This is a genomic window from Aeromonas veronii bv. veronii, assembly GCF_000820225.1.
Taxonomy (GTDB): Bacteria; Pseudomonadota; Gammaproteobacteria; order Enterobacterales; family Aeromonadaceae; genus Aeromonas; species Aeromonas veronii.
Genome location: NZ_CDDK01000031.1, coordinates 52,707 through 75,203, shown reverse-complemented (window position 1 = coordinate 75,203; position 22,497 = coordinate 52,707). Strand labels below are relative to the sequence as shown.

The following is a 22,497-nucleotide window of genomic DNA, read 5'->3' as shown; positions in this document are numbered from 1 at the left end:
TCCGGCATACCGCGCGAGTATGAGAGGGTGCAATCAGGAAGGCATCGCCATCAGTAGAGGCCAAGTCTGGTTTCAAACTGGCGGATCAGCGTCTCATAGATGCCGTTGTTTTTGATCTTCTGCAGCCCCTGCTCGAACTGTTTGGCCAGCGCTTCCCCTTGCGGGTGGTGGCGGGAGAAGGCGAGCCAGAAGCCATCAGTGGAGAGCTTGCCAACCTTGACCACCTTGCCGGTCAGCTGTTTTTGCTGGATCTTGAGGTAGCCCGGCATGCCGTTCATCAGGATGTAGTCGACCCGGCCACGTACCAGCATTTCGAGGATCTGGGCATCGGATTTGGCCTGAAAGCGGGTGATCCTGGGGTTCTCCATAAAATCGGTGGGGTAGGTGTAGCCGAGGGTGATGCCCACCCGCTTGCCCTCCAGCGAGGTGAGCTTGAGATCCCGTTGCGGGTCGCTGGCAAGGGCGAAGATGGCAAGATCCTCCTCGAACATGGGGGTATCGTGCCAGTGGTACTGGTAGCGGTTCTCTTCGGTGATGGTGGCGTTGAAGCACCCCGCAAGTTTGCCGCTTTTCGCATCGTGCATGCAGCGGGCGAAGGGGAGGGTGCGAAAGACAATCTCGATCCCTTCGGTGGCGAACACCGCCTTGACCAGCTCAGGCGCCAGTCCGTGGGGCTGGTCATCCTCATTGTCCTTGTCGCGCTCGCAGTAGGGGGCCCAGTCATCTTCGGCACCAATGACGAGCGGGGTGGCCCCGAGCGGGCTGGTAGCTAACAGCATCAGACAAACCAGCCATTTTTTTAACAACGGAACCATAGGTACACCTCATCGACAGCAGCCTTACAAGCATAGCCACACTTCTGCGCTGACTTGTAGTGGCAGGAGTATTGGTGAGGGAAGTAAACGAGCGAGCGAAAAAACGCCCCGGCAGGCGACGGGGCGAAAAAGAGCTCATCCATGGGCTGACAACAGTGCTTACAACAGGAAATCAATAACCGAAGCGGGTCGCCTCGAAGCGATTGAGCAACCGGTGGACGAGGTAGCAGGCCAACAGGGTGACCACAATGGCAAACAGGATGCTGCTCACCCGGTAGAGGGCGCTGAACACCAGATCGTTGCCCGGAGTGAGGTACTGGCCAAACAGGATGCCGAGGGTAGTGAGGGCACCAAAGCCGACCCCGGAGCCACCAGCCTCCTTGACATGGGCATGGCTGAACAGCATGGCGCCGAGCCACAGCAGCGGAGCGACAAGCAGCAGTTGCCCTGACCAGTCATAGAGCAGCAACTGGCCGAGCAAGCCGAAGGTGACCCCCAGCAAGGTGCCCATCGCCCGTTTGCGGGCATAACTGAGGGCGCCGTTCCAGTGCATGGGGAACAGCACCAGCAGGGTCGTAGCCTGGGCAGACATGGAGTCGCGCAGGTCAAACACCTGAAATACCAGAAACGACAGGGTGGCCACAGTGGCCCCCAGCAGGGCTTCATGGCGCATCCGGTGCGGTGCTTTGGGGGCCGAGGCGGGCTTGGGTCTGGCCTCCACATCCGGGATCAGCATGGTCATCAGATAGGCGATTAGTACCGACAGCATGCTCGCCCAGATATTGTTGAGGATCAGGTCGTTGAGGTCGGTCTGCGGATAGCTGGCAAAGTGCAGCATGATGCTGAGGCTCAGCACCCCGTTGGCCCCGAACAGAAACAGGCTGCCCCGCGACATGGCGGCGAAACGGTAGAGAAACAGCAGAAAGGCGATAGGGGTCATCAGCGCCGGATGGCTGCCAAACAGCCCCCCCAGCAGCCCGACCTCCACCCCACAGACCACCGCCGCCGCGATCAGCTGGCGCGCGGCATGGCCATTCATCACCGGCACCATCCCCAGCAGCAGCACCGGCGTGACCGTATAGAAGACCCCGTAATTCCAGCCAAACAGCTTGCAGAGCAGAAAGCCCGTGGTGCACCCAAAGGCGATGCGCAGGCACTGGCGCAGCTCGTTGCCGGTGAGGGGCCGATACCAGAGGTGGGTGGCAGCACCACCGACGGGGTGGGCTGGGGCAGTATTGGCCGACGGGTGAGTGGCGTGGTTAGTAGACATAATGGAGCAGGCTGAGCAGGTGGATCTGGCCCCGTGCCAGCATGGCGGTCAGGGCATTGTCCGGCAGCAGTTGCACCGTGGCTCGCGCCCCGGCTGGCAGATGATCGGGGAGCTGGTCCAGCTCGAGGTGCAGCCGCATCCGCTGGGCATCTCTTACCCAGCGATCCGACTCCACCGGCGCGGCCAGTCGACCATTGGCATCAAACTGACCGGCACTCACCCCGGCATCCAGACTGCTCACCCGGGCAGGATAGAGCTGACCCGGTTCGCCATCGAAGGCCACCAGTGCGCGGGTTTGCTCGCCAACATGGCGCAGGCTCTTCTCCCTAAAATCGGCAATGACATCTACCTGTTCCGACACCAGCGCCAGCAGCGGGCTGCCAGCGCTGGCGATACTGCCCGGCTTGAGCTGCAGGTTGGTGATGGTGCCATCCTGATCCGCGTGGACCTGGCTGTAAGAGAGGGCCAACTGCGCTTGCGCCAGCTTGTTGCGGGCCTGGCGCAGTAACAGATTATCCTCACCGGTCACGCCACGACTGGCCTTGATCTGGGCCAGTTTGGCCTGACTGGCGCGCAGGTTGGCCTGGGCGCTGCGCAGGGCGCTGTCAGCTTCATCTTTTTGTTGCAGCGAAACCATGTGACGTTGGTAGAGCGCATCGATGCGCTCAGCCTCGCGCCACTTCTGGCTGGCCAGGGTCTCCTTGGCGTTGATCTCGGCAACGGCGGCGGTCAGGGCGGCATCCAGTTCACCGTTCTGCTGCTCGGCCTGCGCCAGCGCAAGGTGGGCCTGCTCCACCGCCAGTTCAAAAGGGGCCGGATCCAGCCTGAACAGCAGCTCCCCTTTCTTGACCTGCTGGTTGTTGTGAACGGCGACCTCGATCACCTTGCCACTGACCTGGGGGGCCAGCTTGGTGACCACCCGGGTCGCCATCGCCTGAGGGGTGAGGGGCATCAGCAGGTCGGCTATCAGAAAATAGGCAAACAGGGTGGCAAAGCCAGCCATGGACCATTTGATCCAGCGGGTAAATTGTTGATCCGGGGTCATCTTATTCTCTCTCTGTGTCGGTCTCGGGAGGGCTTGTATCGCCTCCGGCTTGTCGGTCGTGGTGTTGTTCAATTTTGCTGAGGGCGTTGGCCGAGATCCGCTGCACTGTGGCTTCAAACAGTTGCAGGGTCTGCTCGTCGATGCCCCCCAGCAGCTCCCGGCGGATATTCATGATGCGGTCGGCGATCTGATCGAGCAGGGTCTGGCCTGCCGGGGTCACGCAGACGATGCGGGCCCGCTTGTCCTGACTGCAGCAGTGGCGCTCAATCAGTCCCTGCTCTTCCAGCTGGCCCAGGGTGCGCATCAGGGATGGCAGTTCTATTTCGAGGGCTTCGGCCAGGGTCTTCTGGCTGACATGGTTCCCCATGCGGGAGAGTTTCCACAGCGCGGTCCAGCGGGGATGGGTGAGGCCAAGGGGAGCCAGCTCCAGGTCGGCGGCAGTACGCCATAGCCGGTGCATCCGCGCTATCTGCTCGGCGAGCGACAGCTCGCGCAACCTTTCCAGATCCGTCATCTTCTCATCCTCAATGTACTTAGCATGCTAACTATCATACTTGTTTAGCAGGCTAAGTAAATAGTGTGATGCGGGTCATGTTTCTGGTCGGATCTTTCGTTGGTGAGGGCGAGCAGCATTCGAGCCCCTGATATTATTCTCGGGGCTGATCCACTCGAGGCTCTCTTGCCGATTCGGATATTGCGCCGTGAATGGAGGATATCCGGTGGTTATTTTCATGAAATTTTCAGCTTCAGCGAGCAGCTCTTTTTTTATCCGCTAATATTGATGGGGTTATAAAACAAGGGGGAAACGGGTTGTGGATGGATATGACAGTGGATGTGTGTATCTGGCAATTGAAGTGCTGTTGAGTGATGGGGAATATGGTGCAGAGTCACACCATGGCGTGAATCGGGAAGGCGCTATCAGAAGTACCGATATCAGTCATGATTTTGACCCCGCCAATATTCCATTGCTGTTGGCAGAATAGACCTGACCGTGTGTGATCCTTGTGAGTTCAAGCCAGTGCTCTGGTATTCGCTGGCTTGACTCATCACTATTTCAATCTCCCCTTTTTGCATCTTTCTTCTCACCCTTTTTCATCGTGGGAGCTTCCTGCACGCCGACTCAAACCCTGATGTGGCATGCCGTAGCACTCGCGTCATGGCGATGACATTGCCCGCTGATTATCACTCACAGGATCTGTGGCGATAAATGGTCGCAGAGCTTGTCATCTGGCTCTGTTATTTCCCCGAAGGGGGAGAGATCATCGCATCGTTATTACTGCTGATCACCCAAATATCCGCCATTGGGCTCGCTCGTTTTATCACCCTATTTCCTGACTTGGTCGGGTATCGGATGTCTGGTGTTCTATTGTGCTGCGCACGTTGGCGGCACCATGATGTTTAAGTTTTTAATGTTTTTATATGGCTTTGCAGTCTGGCTAACCGACAGGGGCGAGGGGGTTCAATAAAGTAGCGGCCACAATCACACGCAGAGTACATAACAATGAAAAACCTCTCACCCCTACAAACTACACAAGAAAAGGCCGCCTTTATGGGCGGCCAACAAATTGCCGGTATGCCGCTCTTTATATTTCTGGGGTTGGCAACCTGCGTTCTCTTTTCCGGCTGGAACGGCTCGTTGCCGCTGGGCATGGTCGGTGCGCTGGCACTGATGTTTGTGCTGGGCACCCTGCTGACCGAGCTGGGGGAGCGGATCATGCCGATCCGCGAATACCTGGGGGGTGGCACCATCCTCGCCATCTTTGGCGGCGCCGCCCTGTTCGAATACCAGCTGCTGCCGGTGCAGGCGGGGCAGGTCATCACCAACTTCATGAAGGAGGGGGGCTTTCTCAACTTCTTTATCGCCAGTCTGGTGACTGGCTCCGTGTTTGGCATGAGCGGCGCTTTGCTGAAAAATGCCGCCATGCGCTATCTGCCGGTCATTCTTGGCGGCGTAGCGCTGGCACTGCTGAGCGTGGGGCTGGTCGGCTCCCTGATGGGGTATGGCTTCAAGAATGCGGTGCTGCTGATCGGCCTGCCGATCATGGGGGGTGGCATGGGGGCGGGGGCTGTGCCTCTGGTGGAGATCCTCTCCGGCCCGATGCAGATGTCCAGTGCGGATCTCTTGTCGCGCATGGTACCGGCGGTGGTGATCGCCAATACCCTAGCCATTCTGGTGGGCTCCCTGCTGGCGCGCCTTGGTCGCCGTTATCCCTCCCTGACCGGCAACGGCAAGCTGATGGTCAAGGAAAATAGCCAGAGCATTGCTGACGAGCAGGCCGAAGCGCCGACCCTGCAGAGTCTCGGCATGGGCCTTTTCATCAGCTCCAGCATGTTTGTGCTGGGCTCCCTGCTTGGCAACTTTATCCCCATGCACCCCTTCGCCCTGATGATTTTGGCCGTCGCCTTTATCAAGGTGAGCGGCCTGCTGCCGCGCCGTTATGAGCAGGCGGCGGCCGACTGGTATCAGTTTGTGGTGAGCAACCTCACTCCTTCCCTGCTGGTGGGGATCGGCGTCGCCTATACCAGTATTCCCGAGCTCATCAGCGCCTTCTCCATCAGCTACTTCGTGCTGGTCATGGTCACAGTGATCGGTGGCGCCCTCGGCGCGGCGCTGGTGGGCCGGATGATCGGTTTCTATCCCATCGAGGCAGCCATCACAGGCGGGCTCTGCATGGCCAACATGGGCGGCACCGGCGACGTAGCCGTGCTCTCGGCGGCCCAGCGCATGAAGCTGATGCCCTTTGCCCAGATCTCCTCCCGTCTTGGCGGCGCCGTGATGCTGATCCTGGCCACTGCTCTTATCTCCCTGCTCGCCTGATACCGGATTGAGGAACAAACAAAATGAACGACATCATGATGGGCACCAGCCTGCCCTATGCCGAGCGCAAGCGTCAGGGTGTACGGGGTCGCATGCCCCACAAGGAGGAGTCCCTCTCCCAGCAGCGGCGCCGGATCTACCGATTGGTCAGCGCCATGCAGAGTCCGTTTGACCAGCATTTGCTGCTGCGCCAGTTGCAGGAGGACAACCCGGTGCTGTTCTACGATCTGGTGCGCCACCATCTGCCTGAGTTGCTGCCGATCATCTACACCCCGGTGGTGGGAGAGGCGTGCCAGCGCCACAGCGATCTCTATCTGCGCAGTCACGGCCTCTACCTCTCCTGGCACGACCGGGATGACCTTGACGACATCCTCGAGTCTGTAGAGCAGGAGGTGGACGTGATCGTCATCTCCGACGGTGAGCGGGTGCTAGGGCTCGGCGATCTCGGTATCGGCGGCATGGGGATCTGTATCGGCAAGCTGGCGCTTTACTCCGCTGCGGGTGGAATCAACCCGGCCCGTACCCTGCCGCTCTGCGTCGATGTGGGCACCAACAACCCCGAGCTGCTGGAGGATGACTCCTACCTCGGCTGGCAATCCCCGCGTATCGACGGCGAGAGCTATTACCACTTCATGGACAAGGTGGTGGCCGCCATTCGCAAGCGCTGGCCGCAGGTGGTGCTGCAGTTTGAAGACTTTGCCGGCAAGCATGCCGCCAACTTGCTGACCCGTTATCGCGATGAGCTCTGCATGTTCAACGACGATATTCAGGGCACGGCGGCAGTGGCTTCTGCCTGCGTGCTGGCCGGGTTGCAGCAGGCGGGTACCGCCCTGTGCGATGCCCCGGTACTGATCGTCGGCGCGGGTTCTGCCGGTTGCGGCATCGCCGCCATGCTGGCCCAGCTGGCGGGGAGTCACGACGGCGTCTGGCTGTTTGATCAGGACGGAGTGGTCTGCAGCGATCGTCCCAATTTGACCCACGCCCAACAGCCATTTGCCCGTGCCGTGGAGGAGGGGCGCAGTTCGCTGCTGGAGACCATCCGCCAGGTGCGCCCGGCGGTCTTGATTGGCGTGAGCGGTCAGGGCGGCCTCTTTACTGGCGAGGTGTTGCAGGCGATGGGGGAGGTGTGCGATCAGCCGGTGATCCTGCCACTCTCCAACCCGACCCACAGTGCCGAGGCTACCCCCGAGCAGGTGTGGGCCGCCACAGATGGCCGCGCCCTGCTGGCCACCGGCAGCCCCTTTGCGCCGGTAACGGTGGCCGGGGAGCTGCGGGTAGTCTCCCAGTGCAACAACGTCTATGTCTTCCCGGGGATTGGTCTCGGGGCCTGCGCCGTCAAGGCGCGCCGCATCAGCGATGGCATGTTGCTGGCCGCGGTGCGGGCTGTCGGCGCCTATCCGCTGGTGGCGGGCCGGCTGTTGCCCCCCATCGAGCAGGTGGGAGAGGTGGCCCGCGCCGTCGCCAGAGCGGTGGCGCTCTGCGCCCGCGAGGAAGGATTGGCCGATTTTGTCGGCGATCCGGCACCTTTGATTGACCAGACCTGGTGGCATCCGCACTATTGGGCAGCGTCCTGACGTTTTAAGGTATGTGCATGAAACTTCGCCACCAGTTGGTCACCCTCTCTCTTGGGCTCTCCCTGCTGCTGATCCTCATTCTGGGCAGCCTGCTGGCCCTCTTTATCCGCCATCTGCTGGAGAGCAATCTGCAGGATAAGGGGAGCGATCTGGCGCGGGTTATGGCGGCGGACACCCGGGTGGTCGAGGCCCTGCGTCAGGGCAGTGATCCTACCCTGCGCGACTATGTGGAGGCGGTCTGCAACCGCACCGACGCCACCTATATGGTGGTGACCGACGAGCATGGTCGCCGCCTCAGCCACCCCAACCCCGATCTGGTGGGTCAGAAGTTCCGCGGCGAGGATATCTGGCCCGCGCTGCAGGAGCGGCGCAGCTACTGCTCCAAGGATCGGGGCACCATGGGGCCGGCGATCCGCTGCTTCTCCCCGGTGGTTGGCGGGGATGGGCGCGTCATGGGGGCCGTGGTGGTGGGCTACCTGATGCAGCAGGTGGAGGGCATCTATATGGAGCGGGTGGCCCTGCTCATCTGCGCCATCGTTGCTGTGCTGGGGTGCGGCCTGCTGTTGGCACTCTGGGTGCAATACCTGCTGCGCAAGACCCTGCTCGATCTGGAGCCGGAGGCGATCGTGCGCCGCTTCACCCTGCAGGATCTGGTGCTGGAGCACATCACCGAAGGGGTGATTGCCCTCGACGGTCGCGGAAATATCAACATGATCAACAGCACCGCCAGCTATCAGCTGCGGCTGCCGGTCACCGGGCGCCACGCCCTGCAGGGGCAGTCGCTGGCGGAGCTGGTGCCACCCCTTGCCCCCTGTCTGGAGCAGGAGGGGGGGGAAGTGAGCTTCACCATTCAGGGGGAGTCCTTTGTCGGTCGCTGGCAGGCGGTGCAGGGCAAGGCGCCGGGGCGGCTGCTGATCTTCAGCCGTCCGGAGGTGGCCGCCAGTCTGGGGGTGCAGGTGACCCATCTGCGCCAGTATGCCGAGATGCTGCGGATGCAGAGCCACGAGTTTGCCAACAAGCTGAGCAGTCTCTCCGGCCTGTTGCAGCTGGGCCATGTGGATCAGGCGGTGGAGCTTATCCAGCAGGAGAACGAAGCGTGCCAGACCATGCTGCAGGAGCTGCTGCGGCTGATCGACAACAAGCCGGTGGCGGGGCTTATTCTCGGCAAGTTCAGCCGGGCTCGCGAGCTGGGGGTGACCCTGGAGCTCGATCCCGATTCGGCGCTGGCGGAGTATCCGGCCTCGGTCTCGGCCGATCTCATTACCCTCATTGGCAACCTGCTGGACAACGGCCTGCAGGCGGCCTGGCGCAATCGCCAGCAGCGGCCGCCGCGGGTGCTGCTCTCTCTGTGCGATGTGGGGCGGCGGCTGGTGATCGAGGTGGAGGATAGCGGCGAGGGGGTCGACGAGGAGTTGGCCGTTCATCTGTTCGATTACGGGGTGAGTCGTCAGAGCGGCGATCACGGAGTGGGTCTGTTCCTGGTCAAGGAGACCGTGGGTCGGCACGAGGGTGTGATAGAATGGCGGCGAACCGCCGAGCAGACCACCCTGTTTGGTATCTACTTGAATAAAAACCAATTAATGTGAGCCATGGACCCAATAATCACGCTTGTTATTGAAGATGACGATCGGATCGGTGCCATCTTGTCAGAACTGGTGGCGGCGACACCCGGTTTCTCCCTGCTGGGGCGGGCCGGCACCCTGGCCCAGGCCGATGCCATGATGGCCGGTGTGGTGCCCCAACTGCTGCTGGTGGATGTCTCCCTGCCCGATGGCTCCGGCCTTGAGTGGGTGAGCCGCCTGCGTAGCCACAACCGCGAAGCCTACGTCATCATGGTTACTGCCTCGCGGGATGTGGAGACCATCCAGCAGGCCCTCAACCTGGGGGTTCATGACTATGTCATCAAACCATTGCGGCTGTTTCGCATCCAGCAGAGTCTGGACGAGATCCTGCAACTGCACAGCCGCCTCTGCGAGCGGGGTCGGCTGGAGCAGGAAGATCTCGACAAGCTGCTGGGCAAGGGAGGGCGCTCCCAGATCAAGGAGATGCGCGTCACTCCCAAGGGGATCGACAGCATCACCCTGCGTCAGGTGCTGGATCTGCTGGCGGGCGAGCCGGAGAACGTCTTTTCCACCGACACGGTGGCGCTGCGGCTCTCCCTCAGCCGCACCACGGCGCGCCGCTATCTGGAGTATCTGGAGTCGGAAGATCGGGTGGATGTGGATCTCAACTACGGCCAGCGGGGGCGACCGGAGCGGCGCTACCGCTGGCGCCGGGCTGGTTGAGATGCGCACTGGTGTACATTGCAGAAACAACAAGGGAGCCATGGGCTCCCTTGTTGTTTCCGGACGATGTTGGTTCTCAGGCGGCTTCCCGTTCGGCTACCGGCGCACGCCCCTTCAGCTGGGAGGCCATCACCCCGCCCAGGATCAGCCCGCCACCCAGCAGGTGATAGCCGTGGATTGGCTCGCCCAGGCCGACGACGGCGATCAGCGCCGTACAGAGCGGCATCAGGTTCATAAAGACCGAGGTGCGCTCTGCCCCCATGCAGGCGAGGCCGCGCATCCAGCAGTAAGCCGCCAGCAGGGAGGAGGCGAGCCCGGCGAAGAGCACCAGTCCCCACCCTTCGGCCGGCACTGCCATCGAGTCGGCACTGAGAGCGAGCGGCACCAGCAGTAGCACCGCCAGCAGGATCTGCATGTAGAGGTTTAGCCAGGGGCCAAACGGCAGGTGCCAGCGGCGGATCAATAGGCCGTAAAGGGCGTAGCTGGCGGAGCCCAACAACATCATGCCATCCCCCGGGTTGATGCCGTTATGGAGCAGGGCGAGCGGTTCGCCCTTGCCAAGCAGCCAGAGCACCCCGAACAGGGAGAGACTCATGCCGAGCAGTGCCTGTTTGCCGGGACGCTGGCCGAAGAAGAGCGCCCCTTGCAGCAGGGTGAGCAGTGGAATGAGGGAGCCGATCACCCCCATATTGGTAGCCGAGGTGCTGTGGGCGGCGTAATAGGCGAGGCACTGGTAGAGCACCATACCGAGCGCCGCCAGCACCAGCAGCTTGCCGAGCCAGGGGCGAACCTCACTGCGTCGCCGCCAGAGGGTTGGCAGACAGAAGGGGGTCAGCGCCAGGGCGGCAATCACCCAGCGATAGAAGGAGATAGCCGCGGGGTCGAGCACGCTGGCGGCCGCCTTGGACACCACGGTATTGGTAGCCCAGATCAGCACCGCCATCAGCGGAAAGAGAAGAGGGGAAAAGATTCGCATCAGAGGCTCCTTATTAACAGGGGGCCAAGTCTACCCTTGTCTTTATATTATCAAGTAGCGTAAAACAGACAGATGACCCAGCAGAAAAGACAACTCTTTCTGATGCACCTTATTCCGGCCCACCCGGGCTGCGTTTGCCCGCAACTGATGGCTGCTTTTGGCCTGTGCCGGGGACCGAGCCAACAGGGCGTTGCATCACGCCTGTTACTCTCTCTCGCTGACAAGGGGCGCTGATGGCCACTCACCACTTTCAGCCGCTAGATGTCGTTCTGCCCGCTCCCAATCCGCTCTTTTTCAGTTACCAGCAGATGCTGGCCGACAGCGCGACCGTGCTGCACTCCCACCCCTGGGGCCAGCTCAATATGATCAGTCTGGGGATCATGGAGATAGAGCTGGGGGATCAGCGACTGGTGGCTCCTGCCGACTATCTTATCTGGGTGCCGGCGGATCTCGAGCACACCTCCTACAACGAGCAGACCCTCGACTACACCTCCATCTACGTCAGCCACGAGCTGGCGGCCAAGCTGCCGTCAGAGCCCAGATTGCTGCTGCTTACCCCACTTATTCGCGCCCTGCTGAGCGATTTTTGCGAACGGCGGGTGAGCCATATGGCGGATGAGTGGGATCAGCGTCAGGCCGAGTTGCTGGTGGAGCGACTGGCGCGCACCCGCTGTCAGGAGAGCTACCTGCCGATGAGTCAGGACAAGCTGTTGGCTCCCATGCTGGCGGCGTTACACAGCGATCCTGCCGATCCCCGTACTCTGGTCCAGTGGGCCGGACAACTGCACACCACAGAGCGCACACTGGCGCGGCGCTGCCTGCGGGAGTTGGGGATGAGTTTCGGCCTGTGGCGGGCGCGGCTGCGGTTGCTCAAGGCGCTGGCCTGGCTCAAGGGGGACATGCCCATTCAGGAGATCAGCTGGCGGCTCGGTTACGGCTCCACCTCGGCCTTTATCGCCATGTTCAACCGGGAACTGGGCTGCTCCCCCCAGCGTTATCGCCAGCAGTCAGGCCGATAACAAATCGCCGGACATGTCATCTGGTAAAGCAAAACAAGGAGGGCGCCCGCAGGCGCCCTTTCTGATGGTATCTGTTCGCGCTAGAAGAAGCCGAGCGGGTTGATGTCGTGACTCACCAGCAGGTTCTTGGTGTTCTGGTAGTGATCCAGCATCATCTTGTGGGTCTCGCGGCCGATCCCCGACTTTTTGTAACCGCCAAAGGCGGCGTGTGCCGGGTAGGCGTGGTAGCAGTTGACCCAGACCCGGCCAGCCTGAATGCCACGCCCCATGCGCCAGGCCAGATTGCTGTCGCGGGTCCACAGGCCAGCCCCCAACCCGTACTGGGTGTCGTTGGCAATGGCCAGAGCATCGGCCTCGTCCTTGAAGGTGGTGACCCCGAGCGCCGGCCCGAAGATCTCCTCCTGGAACACCCGCATCTTGTTCTGACCTGAGAAGATGGTGGGCTGGATGTAGAATCCCCCCTCCAGTCCGCTCACCTTGGCCGGGCCGCCGCCGATCAGCATCTTGGCCCCTTCGCCGCGGCCGATCTCCATGTAGCCCAGGATCTTGTCGAACTGCTCGCGGGACGCCTGCGCACCCACCTGAGTGGCGGTATCGAGGGGGTTGCCCTGCACTATGGTGCGGGCGCGGGCCAGCACCCTGTCCATGAAGTCGTCATAGATGCTGGCCTGCACCAGCGCGCGGGAGGGACAGGTACATACTTCCCCCTGGTTGAAGAAGGTCATCAGCATCCCTTCTACCGCCTTGTCGATGTAGCTGCTCTCGTGCTGCATCACGTCGGCGAAGTAGATATTGGGGGACTTGCCCCCCAGCTCCACGGTGGAGGGGATCAGCTTGTCGGCTGCGCAGCGAAGGATATGGGCGCCCACTTCGGTCGAACCGGTAAATGCCAGTTTCTGGATCCGGTTGCTGGTGGCCAGCGCCTGACCTGCCTCGGCGCCGAAGCCGTTGACCACGTTGACTACGCCGGCAGGCAGGATGTCCTTGATGAGATCCATCATCAGCATGATGGTGACCGGGGTCTGCTCGGCGGGCTTGAGCACGCTGCAGCAACCGGCCGCCAGCACAGGGGCAAGCTTCCAGGCGGCCATCAGCAGCGGGAAGTTCCACGGGATGATCTGGCCGACCACGCCGATGGGCTCCTTGAAGTGGTAGCTGACGGTGTTCTGATCCAGCTCGGCGGCCGAGCCCTCCTGAGCACGAATGCAGCCAGCGAAGTAGCGGAAGTGATCCACCACCAGCGGCAGGTCTGCCGCCAGGGTTTCGCGCACCGCCTTGCCGTTCTCCCAGGTTTCGGCGATGGCGAGTCGCTCGATGTTCTGCTCGATGCGATCGGCGATGCGCAGCAGCAGATTGCTGCGCTCGGTGACGCTGGTCTTGCTCCAGCTGGCGAACGCCTTGTGGGCGGCGTCCAGCGCCAGCTCGATGTCGGCGGCGTCGGAGCGGGCCACTTCGCAGAACACCTTGCCGTCCACCGGCGAGATGTTTTCAAAGTAGCGGCCGGCGCGCGGCGCCACCCAGTCGCCACCGATGAAGTTGTCGTAACGGGACTTGAAGCTGACCAGGGCACCTGCCTGACCGGGAGCGGTATAAATCATCTTATCATCCTTTATGTGTGTGATCCTGACCGGACTGGCTGACAGACCGGTTGCCAGCTGATATCGCAAGGGGCGTGCCAAAGGGTCTGACCAGCAGGTAAAAGGTTACAAAAACGTTATCAAATGGGGTGTGGCGGCGTATCTTGGTTAACCAATGACCACGGCTATTGCGATAAAACTGTACCGTTTCTGGACAGTGGCCGAGACAGTCGTGCTGTTTGTGAACAGGAGGCGTGATGAGTGAGTCACTTCAACCCGGTCCCGGTCCGATCCAGCGTTCCTGGCAGCGTTGCCTGTATCAGGGGCTGAGCCGCCAGCAGAGTGCCGATCTGGACTTGCTGCCCCAAGGGGAGCTGTCGGCCCGTCAGGATCAGCACAGGGCGCTGATTTCCTGCTTCCAGCGCTTCGTGCTGCCGCTGTTTGCCCAGTTGCTGGCCGGTCGCCCCTGTCGCCTGTTGTTGTGTGACGGTGAGGGGGCCATTCTGGCCGCCAGTGGTGATGAGGGGTTCGCCCGCCATGCCGAGCGTATCTTTTTGCGCAGTGGCGCCCGCTGGGGGGAGGCGAGCAAGGGCACCAACGCCATCGGCACCGCGCTGGCCGAGCAGAGCGAGGTACAGGTGCTCGGCAATCAGCACTTCTTCGCCCAGCACAGCTTCCTCAGTTGCAGCGCTTGTCCGTTGCTCGGGCCGGATGGGCAATTGCTCGGGGTGCTCGATATCTCCACCGATGCGGCTCACCACGATGGCGATATGCTGGGCACGGTGCGGCTGCTGGCAATGACCCTCGAAAACGCACTGCTGGCACGTCAGCCGGGCTGGCTGGTGGATCTCGATCCCCAGAGCCTCTGGTCCGCTCGCCTGTTGCTGGGAGAGGAGGGGGAACTGCTCGGCGCCAACCGGGCCGGTCGGCTCTGGCTCGGCCAGCACCCTTTCGATGGCAGGCAACTGCTGCGCGAGGGGCGTGGCTTGCGGCTGGTGCCAGAAGCGGACGCGACACCTTCCCGCGCCGTGCTGCCGGGTCACTCAAGCCCGGTGCCACATCCGCAGCAGGTGCCGCTCAAGATGCTGGAGCGCGGCATTTCGCTGCTTATCGAGGGGGAGACCGGCAGCGGCAAGGAGCATCTGGTGCGGGCCCTGCACCGAGCGTCCAGTCGGCGGGAGCAGCCACTGGTGTGCGTCAACTGCGGCGCGTTACCAGCAGATCTGGTGGAAGCCGAGCTGTTTGGCTATGTGGGCGGGGCCTTCAGCGGTGCCCGCAGCCAGGGCAGTCAGGGTTATCTGCGCGCAGCCCACGGCGGCATGCTGATGCTCGATGAAATTGGCGAACTGCCGCTGCAGGCTCAAACCCGACTGCTGAGGGTTTTGCAGGAACGCAGCGTGACACCGGTTGGCAGTCACAAGCCGGAGGCGGTGGATTTCTGGCTGGTCAGTGCCAGCCACCGGGATCTGGCGGCCATGGTGCAGAGTGGCGAATTTCGCGAAGACCTCTATTACCGGATCTGCGGCTGGCGCCAGCAGCTGATGCCGCTGCGCCGTTGGCCTGCCGCTGAGCGTCTGGAGCTGATCCTGCGACTGTTGGCGGAGATGGACCCGACCCTGCGTCTGACCCGCGATGCGGAGCAACAGCTGCTGGCTCATCCGCTGCCCGGCAACGTGCGCCAGCTCAAGCAGGCACTGGAAGTGGCCTGTGTGCTGGCAGAGGGGTTGGGCTGGATAGAACCCGCCCACCTGCATCTGCCCAGTGTGGCCACTGAGCCCGGCGCCTTGCCGATGGGGGAGGCGACCAGCTTGCGTGAACAAACCCGGCGGCAGGTGCAGCAAACGCTGGCGGCATGCGGCGGCAATGTGAGCGAGGCCGCGCGCCAGCTGGGGATCAGCCGCACCACCCTCTACCGGACGCTGCGCGAAGCCCCTTGAGTGCTCACTCCCCCTCATCGGTCGTTTTCAAGACGCACATGACGGCTGGAGCCCTGCCCATCCAGCCGCTATGATGCGCCCTTGCCGGGGCATTGCGCCCTGTTGATCCAACTATTGAGGAGTTTTCTGCCATGTCACAACACATCGGTGCATTGACCCTGCTGGTCGCCGATTACGATCAGGCCATTCGCTTTTTTACCGAGGGACTTGGCTTCGCGCTCCTGGAAGACACCCGGCTCGATGAACCGGGCAAACCGGGCAAGCGCTGGGTACGGGTTGCCCCCAAAGGCGCCCCCGGTTCGGCGCTGCTGCTGGCTCGCGCCGCCACGCCCGAGCAACAGGCCGCCATCGGCCAGCAGGGCGGCGGTCGGGTGTTCCTGTTTCTCGAGACCGATGACTTCTGGGGGGATTACCAGCGCATGCAGGCGTACGGTGTGCATTTTTGTGAACAGCCACGTAGCGAGCCATACGGTATGGTGGTGGTGTTCGAGGATATCAGTGGCAACCGCTGGGATCTGCTGCAACTCGCTGCTGCCAACTGAATCTGAAAACGTTTATCATCCCGCCTGTCATAAAGTCATAAAAGTGTCACAGAAAGTTCTAATAATTGGCGCACCCATCTTCACAGAGGAGAGAGAAGGGAATGGCTAAGCGAATTCTGGTGGTCGAGGACGAAGCACCGATCCGCGAAATGCTCTGCTTCGTGCTGGAGCAGAAGGGATATGAGACGATTGAAGCGGAAGATTACGCCGATGGACTGGCGAAGGTGCGCGAACCCTACCCCGAACTCATCGTGCTGGACTGGATGATGCCGGGCGGCAGTGGCATCCAGTTTATCAAGCAGCTCAAGCAGGATGAGGTGACGCGCCAGATCCCGGTGGTGATGCTCACCGCCCGCGGTGAAGAGGAGGACAAGGTGCGTGGTCTGGAGGCCGGTGCCGACGACTACATTACCAAGCCGTTCTCGCCCAAGGAGTTGACCGCTCGCCTCCATGCGGTGATGCGCCGCGTGTCGCCCACCTCGGTAGACGAGGTGATCGAGGTGCAGGGGCTGAAACTCGATCCTGTCTCCCACCGGGTCAGTGCCGAAGAGAAGGCGCTCGACATGGGGCCGACCGAATTCAAGCTGCTTCACTTCTTTATGACTCACCCCGAGCGGGTCTACAGCCGTGAACAGCTGCTCAATAATGTCTGGGGTACCAATGTGTACGTCGAGGACAGAACCGTGGATGTGCATATTCGTCGCCTGCGCAAGGCGATTGAAGAGACAGGGCACGACAGATTGATCCAGACGGTGCGTGGAGCCGGATACCGCTTCTCAACCCGTCTCTAGAGGCAGTTATGTTGCAACCTTACGCCTGGCGGCGACAGTTGTGGCGAATGGCGTTTTTTTACGCCCCCTTCGCATTGGTTGGCTGGTTGATTGATCATCTTGCCCTCTGCCTGTTGGTGGCTGCGGTGTTGCATCTGGGCTGGCACTATCGCTTCCAGAAGCGGCTCTCTGACTGGCTGTGGCACGACCGCAGCCTGGTGCCCCCCAGCGGCAATGGCAGCTGGGAGTACATCTTCAACGGTATCTACAAGCTGCAGCAGCGTCACCGCGCCCGTCGCCGCGAGCTGGCGGGGCTGATCCGCCGCTTCCGGGAGGGGGCCGAGGCGCTGCCCGATGCCGCCGTGGTGTTTCGCACCGATGGCAGCATCCTCTGGTGCAATCGGCTGGCGGAGCAACTGCTCGGTTTTCGCTGGCCGGAGGATGCTGGCCAGCATATCGGCAACCTCATTCGCAATCCTGCCTTTAACGCCTACCTGGGCAAGGGGGCATATGACGAGCCCCTCGAGATGCACTCCCCGGTCAACGAGGAGAAGTTTCTCGAGTTTCGCATCATGCCCTACGCCTCGGATCAGGCGATGCTGGTGGTGCGGGATGTCACCCGTTTGCGCAGTCTCGAGAAAACTCGCAAGCACTTCGTTTCCAACGTCTCCCACGAGCTCCGCACCCCGCTGACCGTGCTCAAGGGTTATCTGGAGATGACCGAGGAGCCGCCCCCGCCCGCCATGTGGGCCAAGGCGCATCGGGTGATGATGGAGCAGACCATCCGGATGGATAATCTGGTCAATCAGCTGCTCACCCTCTCCCGTATCGAGGCGGCCCCGACCGTGGATCTCTCCCATCTGGTGGACATGCCTGCCATGCTGGGGCTGCTGGAGCTGGAGGCGCGGGCGCTCTCGGGCGAACGGGCCCACCAGATCGAATTTGTGGTGCAGCCCAATCTGCTGGTGCGCGGGGATCAGGAGCAGCTGCGCAGTGCCGTCTCCAACCTGGTCTACAACGCCATTCACTACACCCCGGCGGGGCGAAAAATTACCGTGGAGTGGCGCAAGCAGGGTGCGATGGCGCTGTTTGCCGTGAGCGATGAAGGGGAGGGGATTGCCCCCGAGCATCTGGCGCGGCTGACCGAGCGGTTCTATCGGGTCGACAAGGCACGCTCGCGCCACACCGGCGGCTCAGGCTTGGGCCTTGCCATCGTCAAGCATGCCCTCAGTCATCATGACTGCCAGCTCGATATCGAGAGCCGGGTCGGCCTTGGCAGCCGCTTCAGCTTTCTCATCCCGAGCCGTATGGTGGTGATTAAATAGTCTTTTATGGCAATGAGTTAGCTGCAAAAAGAGGGCCTTTGAACGGGCCCTCTTTTCATTTGTTCAAATCTGTCGTCATGTCATTAAAGTGTCACATTAAATCCATAAATTTGTCACTGCCAGGTCAGATACTGGCGCCGTCTTAAGAACGGACCTTCTGTAACTTTGGAGAGATTGGATGAAACTCAACAAACTGGCTGGTGTAATCGGATTCACCGCAGCAACCCTGTTTTCTGTCAGCGCCCTGGCTGCCGGTGTGGATAAAGACCTGCCGGATTACACACCGACCAGCGGCATTTCGGGCAACCTGTCCTCTGTCGGCTCGGACACCCTGGCCAACATGATGACCCTGTGGGCCGAAGAATTTAAGCGTTTGTACCCCAACGTCAACGTGCAGATCCAGGCCGCCGGTTCTTCTACCGCCCCGACTGCCCTGACCGAAGGGGTTGCCCAGTTCGGTCCGATGAGCCGTGCCATGAAGGCCGGTGAAGAGGAAGCATTCGAGAAGCGTTACGGCTACAAGCCGACCGCCATCCGCGTTGCAGTCGATGCCCTGGCGGTGTTCGTCAACAAGGACAACCCCATCAAGGGGCTGACCATGCCGCAGATCGACGCCATCTTCTCCAGCACCCTCAAGTGCGGCGAAGCCAAGGCTGCCACCAAGTGGTCTGATCTGGGTTTGGATGGCAACTGGTCCAGCAAGGATCTGCAACTGTTCGGTCGCAACTCCGTATCCGGTACCTACGGTTACTTCAAGGAGCACGCCCTGTGTAACGGCGACTTCAAGAGCGGCGTGAACGAGCAGCCGGGTTCTGCTTCCGTGGTGCAGTCTGTCTCTGCCTCCCTGAACGGCATCGGCTACTCCGGTATCGGTTATGTCACCTCCGGCGTGCGTGCAGTACCGCTCTCCAAGGATGGCAAGACCTTTATCGAAGCGACCTCCGATAACGCCATCACCGGCAAGTATCCGCTGTCACGCTTCCTGTACGTTTACGTGAACAAGCATCCGAACAAGCCGCTCTCCCCGATGGAGCAAGAGTTCGTCAAGATGATGCTCTCCAAAGCGGGCCAGAACATCGTTGCCAAAGATGGCTACGTGCCGGTGCCGGCCAAGGTGGTACAGGCTGACCTGAAAAAGCTGGGTATCATGTAACTGCTTGCAATCAGCATGCCCTGATAAAACGAGCCCCAAGCGGGCTCGTTTTGTTTTTGGCGGCTGTCAGTTTTGTTAATAGCGCAGGACGGATATTTTTCCGCCAGCCGGGGGCTGGCTCCCTTGCGCAGCAGGTCGGCATTTCCGAGAATAGGGCAACGTTATGGCAAAGGATCCCTTCATGATTGCGTCCCTCACCAAGTTTGGCCTGGTAGCCCTCTGTAGTTCCCTGCTGGTCGCTTGCGCCCAGTCGCCGACCGGCCGCAGCCAGATGCTGCTCTACTCTCCCCAGCAGATGAACCAGCTGGGCGCCGACTCCTTCGAGCAGATGAAGAAGCAGGAGAAGGTGAGCAAGGATGCCAAACTCAACGCCTATGTCTCCTGTGTCGCCAAGGCGGTGACCGCCCAGGTGCCGGCCAGCTATGGCATCACCAACTGGGAAGTGGTGGTGTTTGACTCCAAACAGGTCAACGCCTTCGCCCTGCCCGGCGGCAAGATCGGGGTCTACAGCGGCCTGCTCAAGGTGGCCAAGAATCAGGATCAGCTGGCGACCGTCATCGGCCACGAGCTGACTCACGTGCTGGCCCAGCACTCCAACGAGCGACTCTCGCGCAGCCAGCTGGCGGGGATCGGTCTGGCGGCTGCGGACATTGCCATGGGCACCAGCGAGTATCGCGGCGCCACCATGGCCGCCCTTGGCCTCGGGGTCGAGGTGGGGGTGATGTTGCCCTATGGCCGAACTCAGGAGAGCGAAGCGGATCGGCTCGGACTTGAGCTGATGGCGCGCGCCGGGTTCAATCCGGCCGAGGCAATCCCCCTGTGGCAAAACATGAGTGCCGCCGCCGGTGGCAACACCCCGCCGCAACTGCTCTCCACCCATCCGAGCAACGAGAACCGGATCGCCGAGTTGCAGGCGCAACAGGCGCAAGTGCTGCCGCTCTATGAGCAGGCTCGCGCCAACGGTCTGGTGCCCCAATGCAAGGTATAAGCCTGCGCATGGCGCGCAGCGACGATGCCGCCGCCATGACGGTGATGCAGCGAGCCAGCTGGCTCGCTGCCTATGGCCAGGTGCTCGGTGCCGATCTGCTGGAGCAGCTGGACGTCACCGCCCATCTGCAGATCTGGCAGAGCCGTCTGGCCGAGCCGGGCCCAAGGCCCATGCTGCTTTGTCTCGATGAGGTGGTGATTGGCCTGCTCTACTGGCAACCACAGCAGGAAGCGGGACAGAGTCATGCCCTGATCCGCGCGTTTTACCTCCATCCCGACCACTGGCGACAAGGTTATGGTAAACGGCTGTGGCAGGCGGTGGCGATGCAGATGCGCCGCGCCGGTTGCCATAGCGTCAAATTGTGGCTGCTCGATGGCAACCACATCGGCGAGGGGTTCTACCTGCGCCGTGGCTTCGTTTTTGATGGCGAGGAGCGCACCCTGATAAGCCTCGGGCAGCCCTGCCTGCAGCGACAAATGAGCCGTTTGCTCTGATCACTCTCCCGTTTTTCGCCTTCGGTCACTTTATTTTTTTTGCGAATTAATACAATGTCCCCCTTGAAACAGAGTTGGATAAACACGGGCTGACAAGGGAGTGCTGGCATGTATTACGGCTTTGATATCGGTGGCACCAAGATCGCCTTCGCGGTCTATGACGGTGCATTGAACCTCTGCCACGAGGAGCGCATGAGCACCCCGGGCAACGATTACGAGGGGTTGCAGCAGTTGATCCGCTCCCGGGTCGAGCAGGCGGATGCCCGCTTCGGCGCACGGGGCTCGGTCGGTATCGGTTTTCCCGGTGTCATCAACAGCCAGGATCACAGCATAGTGGCAGCCAATCTGCCCTCCATCAATGGTCGCCATCTGGGCGCCGATCTGGCCGAGCTGCTGGAGCGGCCGGTCAAGGTGGATAACGACGCCAACTGCTTCCTCTGGTCCGAAGTGCATCAAGGGGCAGCCGACGGCGCAGGCAGTGCGCTCGGCGTCACCATCGGCACCGGCATCGGCGGCGCCGTCTATCTGGCGGGCAAGCTTATTCAGGGGCGCAACTGGCTGGCTGGCGAGATTGGTCACTACCCCTTGCCCGCGACCATGCTGATGAAGTACCCCGAGTTGCCCCGTCCCCGTTGCGGCTGCGGCCGTCTGGTCTGTTTTGAAACCTATGCCTCCGGCACCGGTCTGGAGCGTCTTTATCACCATTTCCATGGCCAGCGCGCCACGGGTCACCAGATTGTGGGACGCTTCGAGGCCCATGAACCCCATGCGGTCGAGACGGTCGACTGCTGGCTGGAGATCATGGCCGCCGGGCTTGCCACCGCCATTTCGGTGATTGATCCCGAGGTGGTGGTGTTGGGGGGCGGCCTGAGCGGCCTGCCCGCCCTCTATGAACAGCTGCCGCTGCGTCTGCCCGGTCACTTGCTGCCCGGGGTCGCCCTGCCCGAGATACGCCAGGCCCGCTTCGGCGGCGCCGGTGGTGTGCGCGGCGCAGCCTTGCTCAATCTATGAGATCAGATGTGGGGTCTGATCTCCCCGAAAAAGGAGTCCTCATGACCCGTCTTGAAATCTGTATCGACAACCTGGAATCCCTCTTCACCGCCCAGCAATCCGGGGCGGATCGCATCGAGCTCTGCTCTGCGCTGGGTCTGGGTGGCCTGACCCCCTCCTACGGTTTTATGCAGCAGGCAGCCCGCCACGCCAGCGTTCCGGTGTACGCCATGATCCGCCCGCGCGCCGGGGATTTTTGCTTCAACGACGGGGAGTTCGAGATGATGCTGCAAGATATCGCGGCCGCACGTGCTGCGGGGTTGCAAGGGGTTGTGGTCGGTTTGCTGGATGAGGAGGGGCGGGTGCCTGCCGCCAAACTCAAACAGCTGGTGGATGCTGCAGGACCGTTGGGGGTCACCTTCCATCGCGCCATCGACCTCTCTTCCGACTGGCGCCTCGATCTGGAGACCATAGTCGCGGCCGGTTGCGAGCGCATTCTGAGCTCGGGCCATGCGCCGACCGCGCTGGCTGGGCTGGAAACCCTGCAGGAGATGCAGCAGGCGCTGGCGGGGCGTGCCAGCCTGATGCCGGGGGCCGGGGTCAATGCCGACAACGTGCGTACCATCATCGAGTTCACCGGGGTGAGCGAAGTGCATATGTCCGGCATGGGCTGGCGCGGTGGCATGGTGCCGCACGGAGTGAATATGGGCACTTCGGATGATGGTCGGGTCAATATCACCGATGGCGCCAAGGTGGCTGCGGTCAGAGCCTTGCTGGATCGCGGTTAAGCAGATCGCCGCCGTTGGGCGGCGTTCATCCGCATCTTGTGTGAAGTTCCTCCCACTGACGGGGAAATCAGGGGCGCCCCCGGCAGCACCCCGGCCAAAAGTCTGATATTATCCCGCCTCTTTACTACATG

Annotated in this window: 20 protein-coding genes; 14 read left to right on the top strand and 6 right to left on the bottom strand. The window is 61.6% G+C overall.

The features are described 5' to 3' along the window. Window positions 1–50 precede the first annotated feature (50 nt). The 4 genes from BN1139_RS12985 to BN1139_RS12970 form a co-directional block, all read right to left on the bottom strand. Window positions 51–815, bottom strand: coding sequence for a substrate-binding periplasmic protein (locus BN1139_RS12985; protein WP_005349874.1), 765 nt, complete (start codon window positions 813–815; stop codon window positions 51–53). A 172-nt stretch (window positions 816–987) separates the two neighbouring features. After that, window positions 988–2,085, bottom strand: coding sequence for a DUF2955 domain-containing protein (locus BN1139_RS12980; RefSeq protein ID WP_005349882.1), 1,098 nt, complete (start codon window positions 2,083–2,085; stop codon window positions 988–990). Continuing rightward, window positions 2,075–3,130, bottom strand: a complete 1,056-nt coding sequence (locus tag BN1139_RS12975) for an HlyD family secretion protein (RefSeq protein ID WP_005349884.1) — start codon at window positions 3,128–3,130, stop codon at window positions 2,075–2,077. Before BN1139_RS12975 ends, BN1139_RS12980 begins: the two co-directional genes overlap by 11 nt. Window position 3,131: 1 nt before the next feature. Continuing rightward, the gene (locus tag BN1139_RS12970; protein ID WP_005349886.1) at window positions 3,132–3,644 is read right to left on the bottom strand and encodes a MarR family transcriptional regulator; all 513 of its coding nucleotides are present in this window, start codon (window positions 3,642–3,644) and stop codon (window positions 3,132–3,134) included. Between the two features lie 987 nt (window positions 3,645–4,631). On the opposite strand from BN1139_RS12970, the gene BN1139_RS12960 reads away from it, so the two are divergent. Genes BN1139_RS12960 through BN1139_RS12945 form a run of 4 tightly spaced genes read left to right on the top strand, consistent with a single transcriptional unit; the run spans window position 4,632 to window position 9,807 of the window. Next, window positions 4,632–5,948 (top strand): 2-hydroxycarboxylate transporter family protein, encoded by a 1,317-nt coding sequence (locus BN1139_RS12960; RefSeq protein ID WP_013724001.1) that lies wholly within the window; start codon window positions 4,632–4,634, stop codon window positions 5,946–5,948. Between the two features lie 23 nt (window positions 5,949–5,971). Beyond that, window positions 5,972–7,522 carry an NAD-dependent malic enzyme gene (locus BN1139_RS12955; RefSeq protein ID WP_005349890.1) on the top strand — a complete coding sequence of 517 codons (1,551 nt, stop codon included), beginning with the start codon at window positions 5,972–5,974 and terminating at the stop codon, window positions 7,520–7,522. 17 nt (window positions 7,523–7,539) lie between these two features. Next, window positions 7,540–9,108 (top strand): ATP-binding protein, encoded by a 1,569-nt coding sequence (locus tag BN1139_RS12950; protein ID WP_005349898.1) that lies wholly within the window; start codon window positions 7,540–7,542, stop codon window positions 9,106–9,108. Between the two features lie 3 nt (window positions 9,109–9,111). Continuing rightward, the gene (locus BN1139_RS12945) at window positions 9,112–9,807 is read left to right on the top strand and encodes a response regulator (protein ID WP_005338420.1); all 696 of its coding nucleotides are present in this window, start codon (window positions 9,112–9,114) and stop codon (window positions 9,805–9,807) included. 76 nt (window positions 9,808–9,883) lie between these two features. Here the strand turns inward: BN1139_RS12945 and BN1139_RS12940 are convergent, their stop codons facing one another. Continuing rightward, complete coding sequence (locus tag BN1139_RS12940) at window positions 9,884–10,783, bottom strand: DMT family transporter (RefSeq protein ID WP_013724000.1); 900 nt, start codon at window positions 10,781–10,783, stop codon at window positions 9,884–9,886. Between the two features lie 233 nt (window positions 10,784–11,016). Here BN1139_RS12940 and BN1139_RS12935 point away from each other — a divergent pair, with 233 nt between their 5' ends. Continuing rightward, window positions 11,017–11,802: an AraC family transcriptional regulator gene (locus BN1139_RS12935; protein ID WP_005349902.1), complete on the top strand. Its 786-nt coding sequence runs from the start codon at window positions 11,017–11,019 to the stop codon at window positions 11,800–11,802. Window positions 11,803–11,882: 80 nt separating this feature from the next. Here the strand turns inward: BN1139_RS12935 and exaC are convergent, their stop codons facing one another. Next, window positions 11,883–13,400, bottom strand: a complete 1,518-nt coding sequence (gene exaC, locus BN1139_RS12930) for an acetaldehyde dehydrogenase ExaC (protein ID WP_005349903.1) — start codon at window positions 13,398–13,400, stop codon at window positions 11,883–11,885. Window positions 13,401–13,636: 236 nt separating this feature from the next. Between exaC and BN1139_RS12925 the strand changes: the two genes are divergently transcribed. The 9 genes from BN1139_RS12925 (at window position 13,637) to BN1139_RS12885 (ending at window position 22,366) form a co-directional block, all read left to right on the top strand. Then, window positions 13,637–15,316, top strand: coding sequence for a sigma-54-dependent Fis family transcriptional regulator (locus BN1139_RS12925; protein ID WP_005349905.1), 1,680 nt, complete (start codon window positions 13,637–13,639; stop codon window positions 15,314–15,316). Window positions 15,317–15,447: 131 nt separating this feature from the next. Continuing rightward, entirely contained in the window at window positions 15,448–15,858 is a 411-nt protein-coding gene (locus BN1139_RS12920; RefSeq protein ID WP_005349908.1) for a VOC family protein, read from the top strand. Window positions 15,859–15,959: 101 nt separating this feature from the next. Beyond that, window positions 15,960–16,649 (top strand): phosphate regulon transcriptional regulator PhoB, encoded by a 690-nt coding sequence (gene phoB / locus BN1139_RS12915; protein ID WP_005338414.1) that lies wholly within the window; start codon window positions 15,960–15,962, stop codon window positions 16,647–16,649. Between the two features lie 8 nt (window positions 16,650–16,657). Continuing rightward, window positions 16,658–17,953: a phosphate regulon sensor histidine kinase PhoR gene (phoR, locus tag BN1139_RS12910; RefSeq protein WP_005349912.1), complete on the top strand. Its 1,296-nt coding sequence runs from the start codon at window positions 16,658–16,660 to the stop codon at window positions 17,951–17,953. 178 nt (window positions 17,954–18,131) lie between these two features. Beyond that, the gene (locus tag BN1139_RS12905; RefSeq protein ID WP_005338411.1) at window positions 18,132–19,106 is read left to right on the top strand and encodes a PstS family phosphate ABC transporter substrate-binding protein; all 975 of its coding nucleotides are present in this window, start codon (window positions 18,132–18,134) and stop codon (window positions 19,104–19,106) included. Between the two features lie 181 nt (window positions 19,107–19,287). Continuing rightward, window positions 19,288–20,094, top strand: a complete 807-nt coding sequence (locus tag BN1139_RS12900) for a M48 family metallopeptidase (protein WP_005349916.1) — start codon at window positions 19,288–19,290, stop codon at window positions 20,092–20,094. Then, complete coding sequence (locus BN1139_RS12895; RefSeq protein ID WP_005338408.1) at window positions 20,082–20,588, top strand: GNAT family N-acetyltransferase; 507 nt, start codon at window positions 20,082–20,084, stop codon at window positions 20,586–20,588. Before BN1139_RS12900 ends, BN1139_RS12895 begins: the two co-directional genes overlap by 13 nt. A gap of 108 nt (window positions 20,589–20,696) precedes the next feature. Beyond that, window positions 20,697–21,599 (top strand): ROK family protein, encoded by a 903-nt coding sequence (locus BN1139_RS12890; RefSeq protein ID WP_005343908.1) that lies wholly within the window; start codon window positions 20,697–20,699, stop codon window positions 21,597–21,599. Window positions 21,600–21,640: 41 nt separating this feature from the next. Further along, entirely contained in the window at window positions 21,641–22,366 is a 726-nt protein-coding gene (locus BN1139_RS12885; RefSeq protein ID WP_005349918.1) for a copper homeostasis protein CutC, read from the top strand. The last annotated feature ends 131 nt before the right edge of the window (window positions 22,367–22,497 follow it).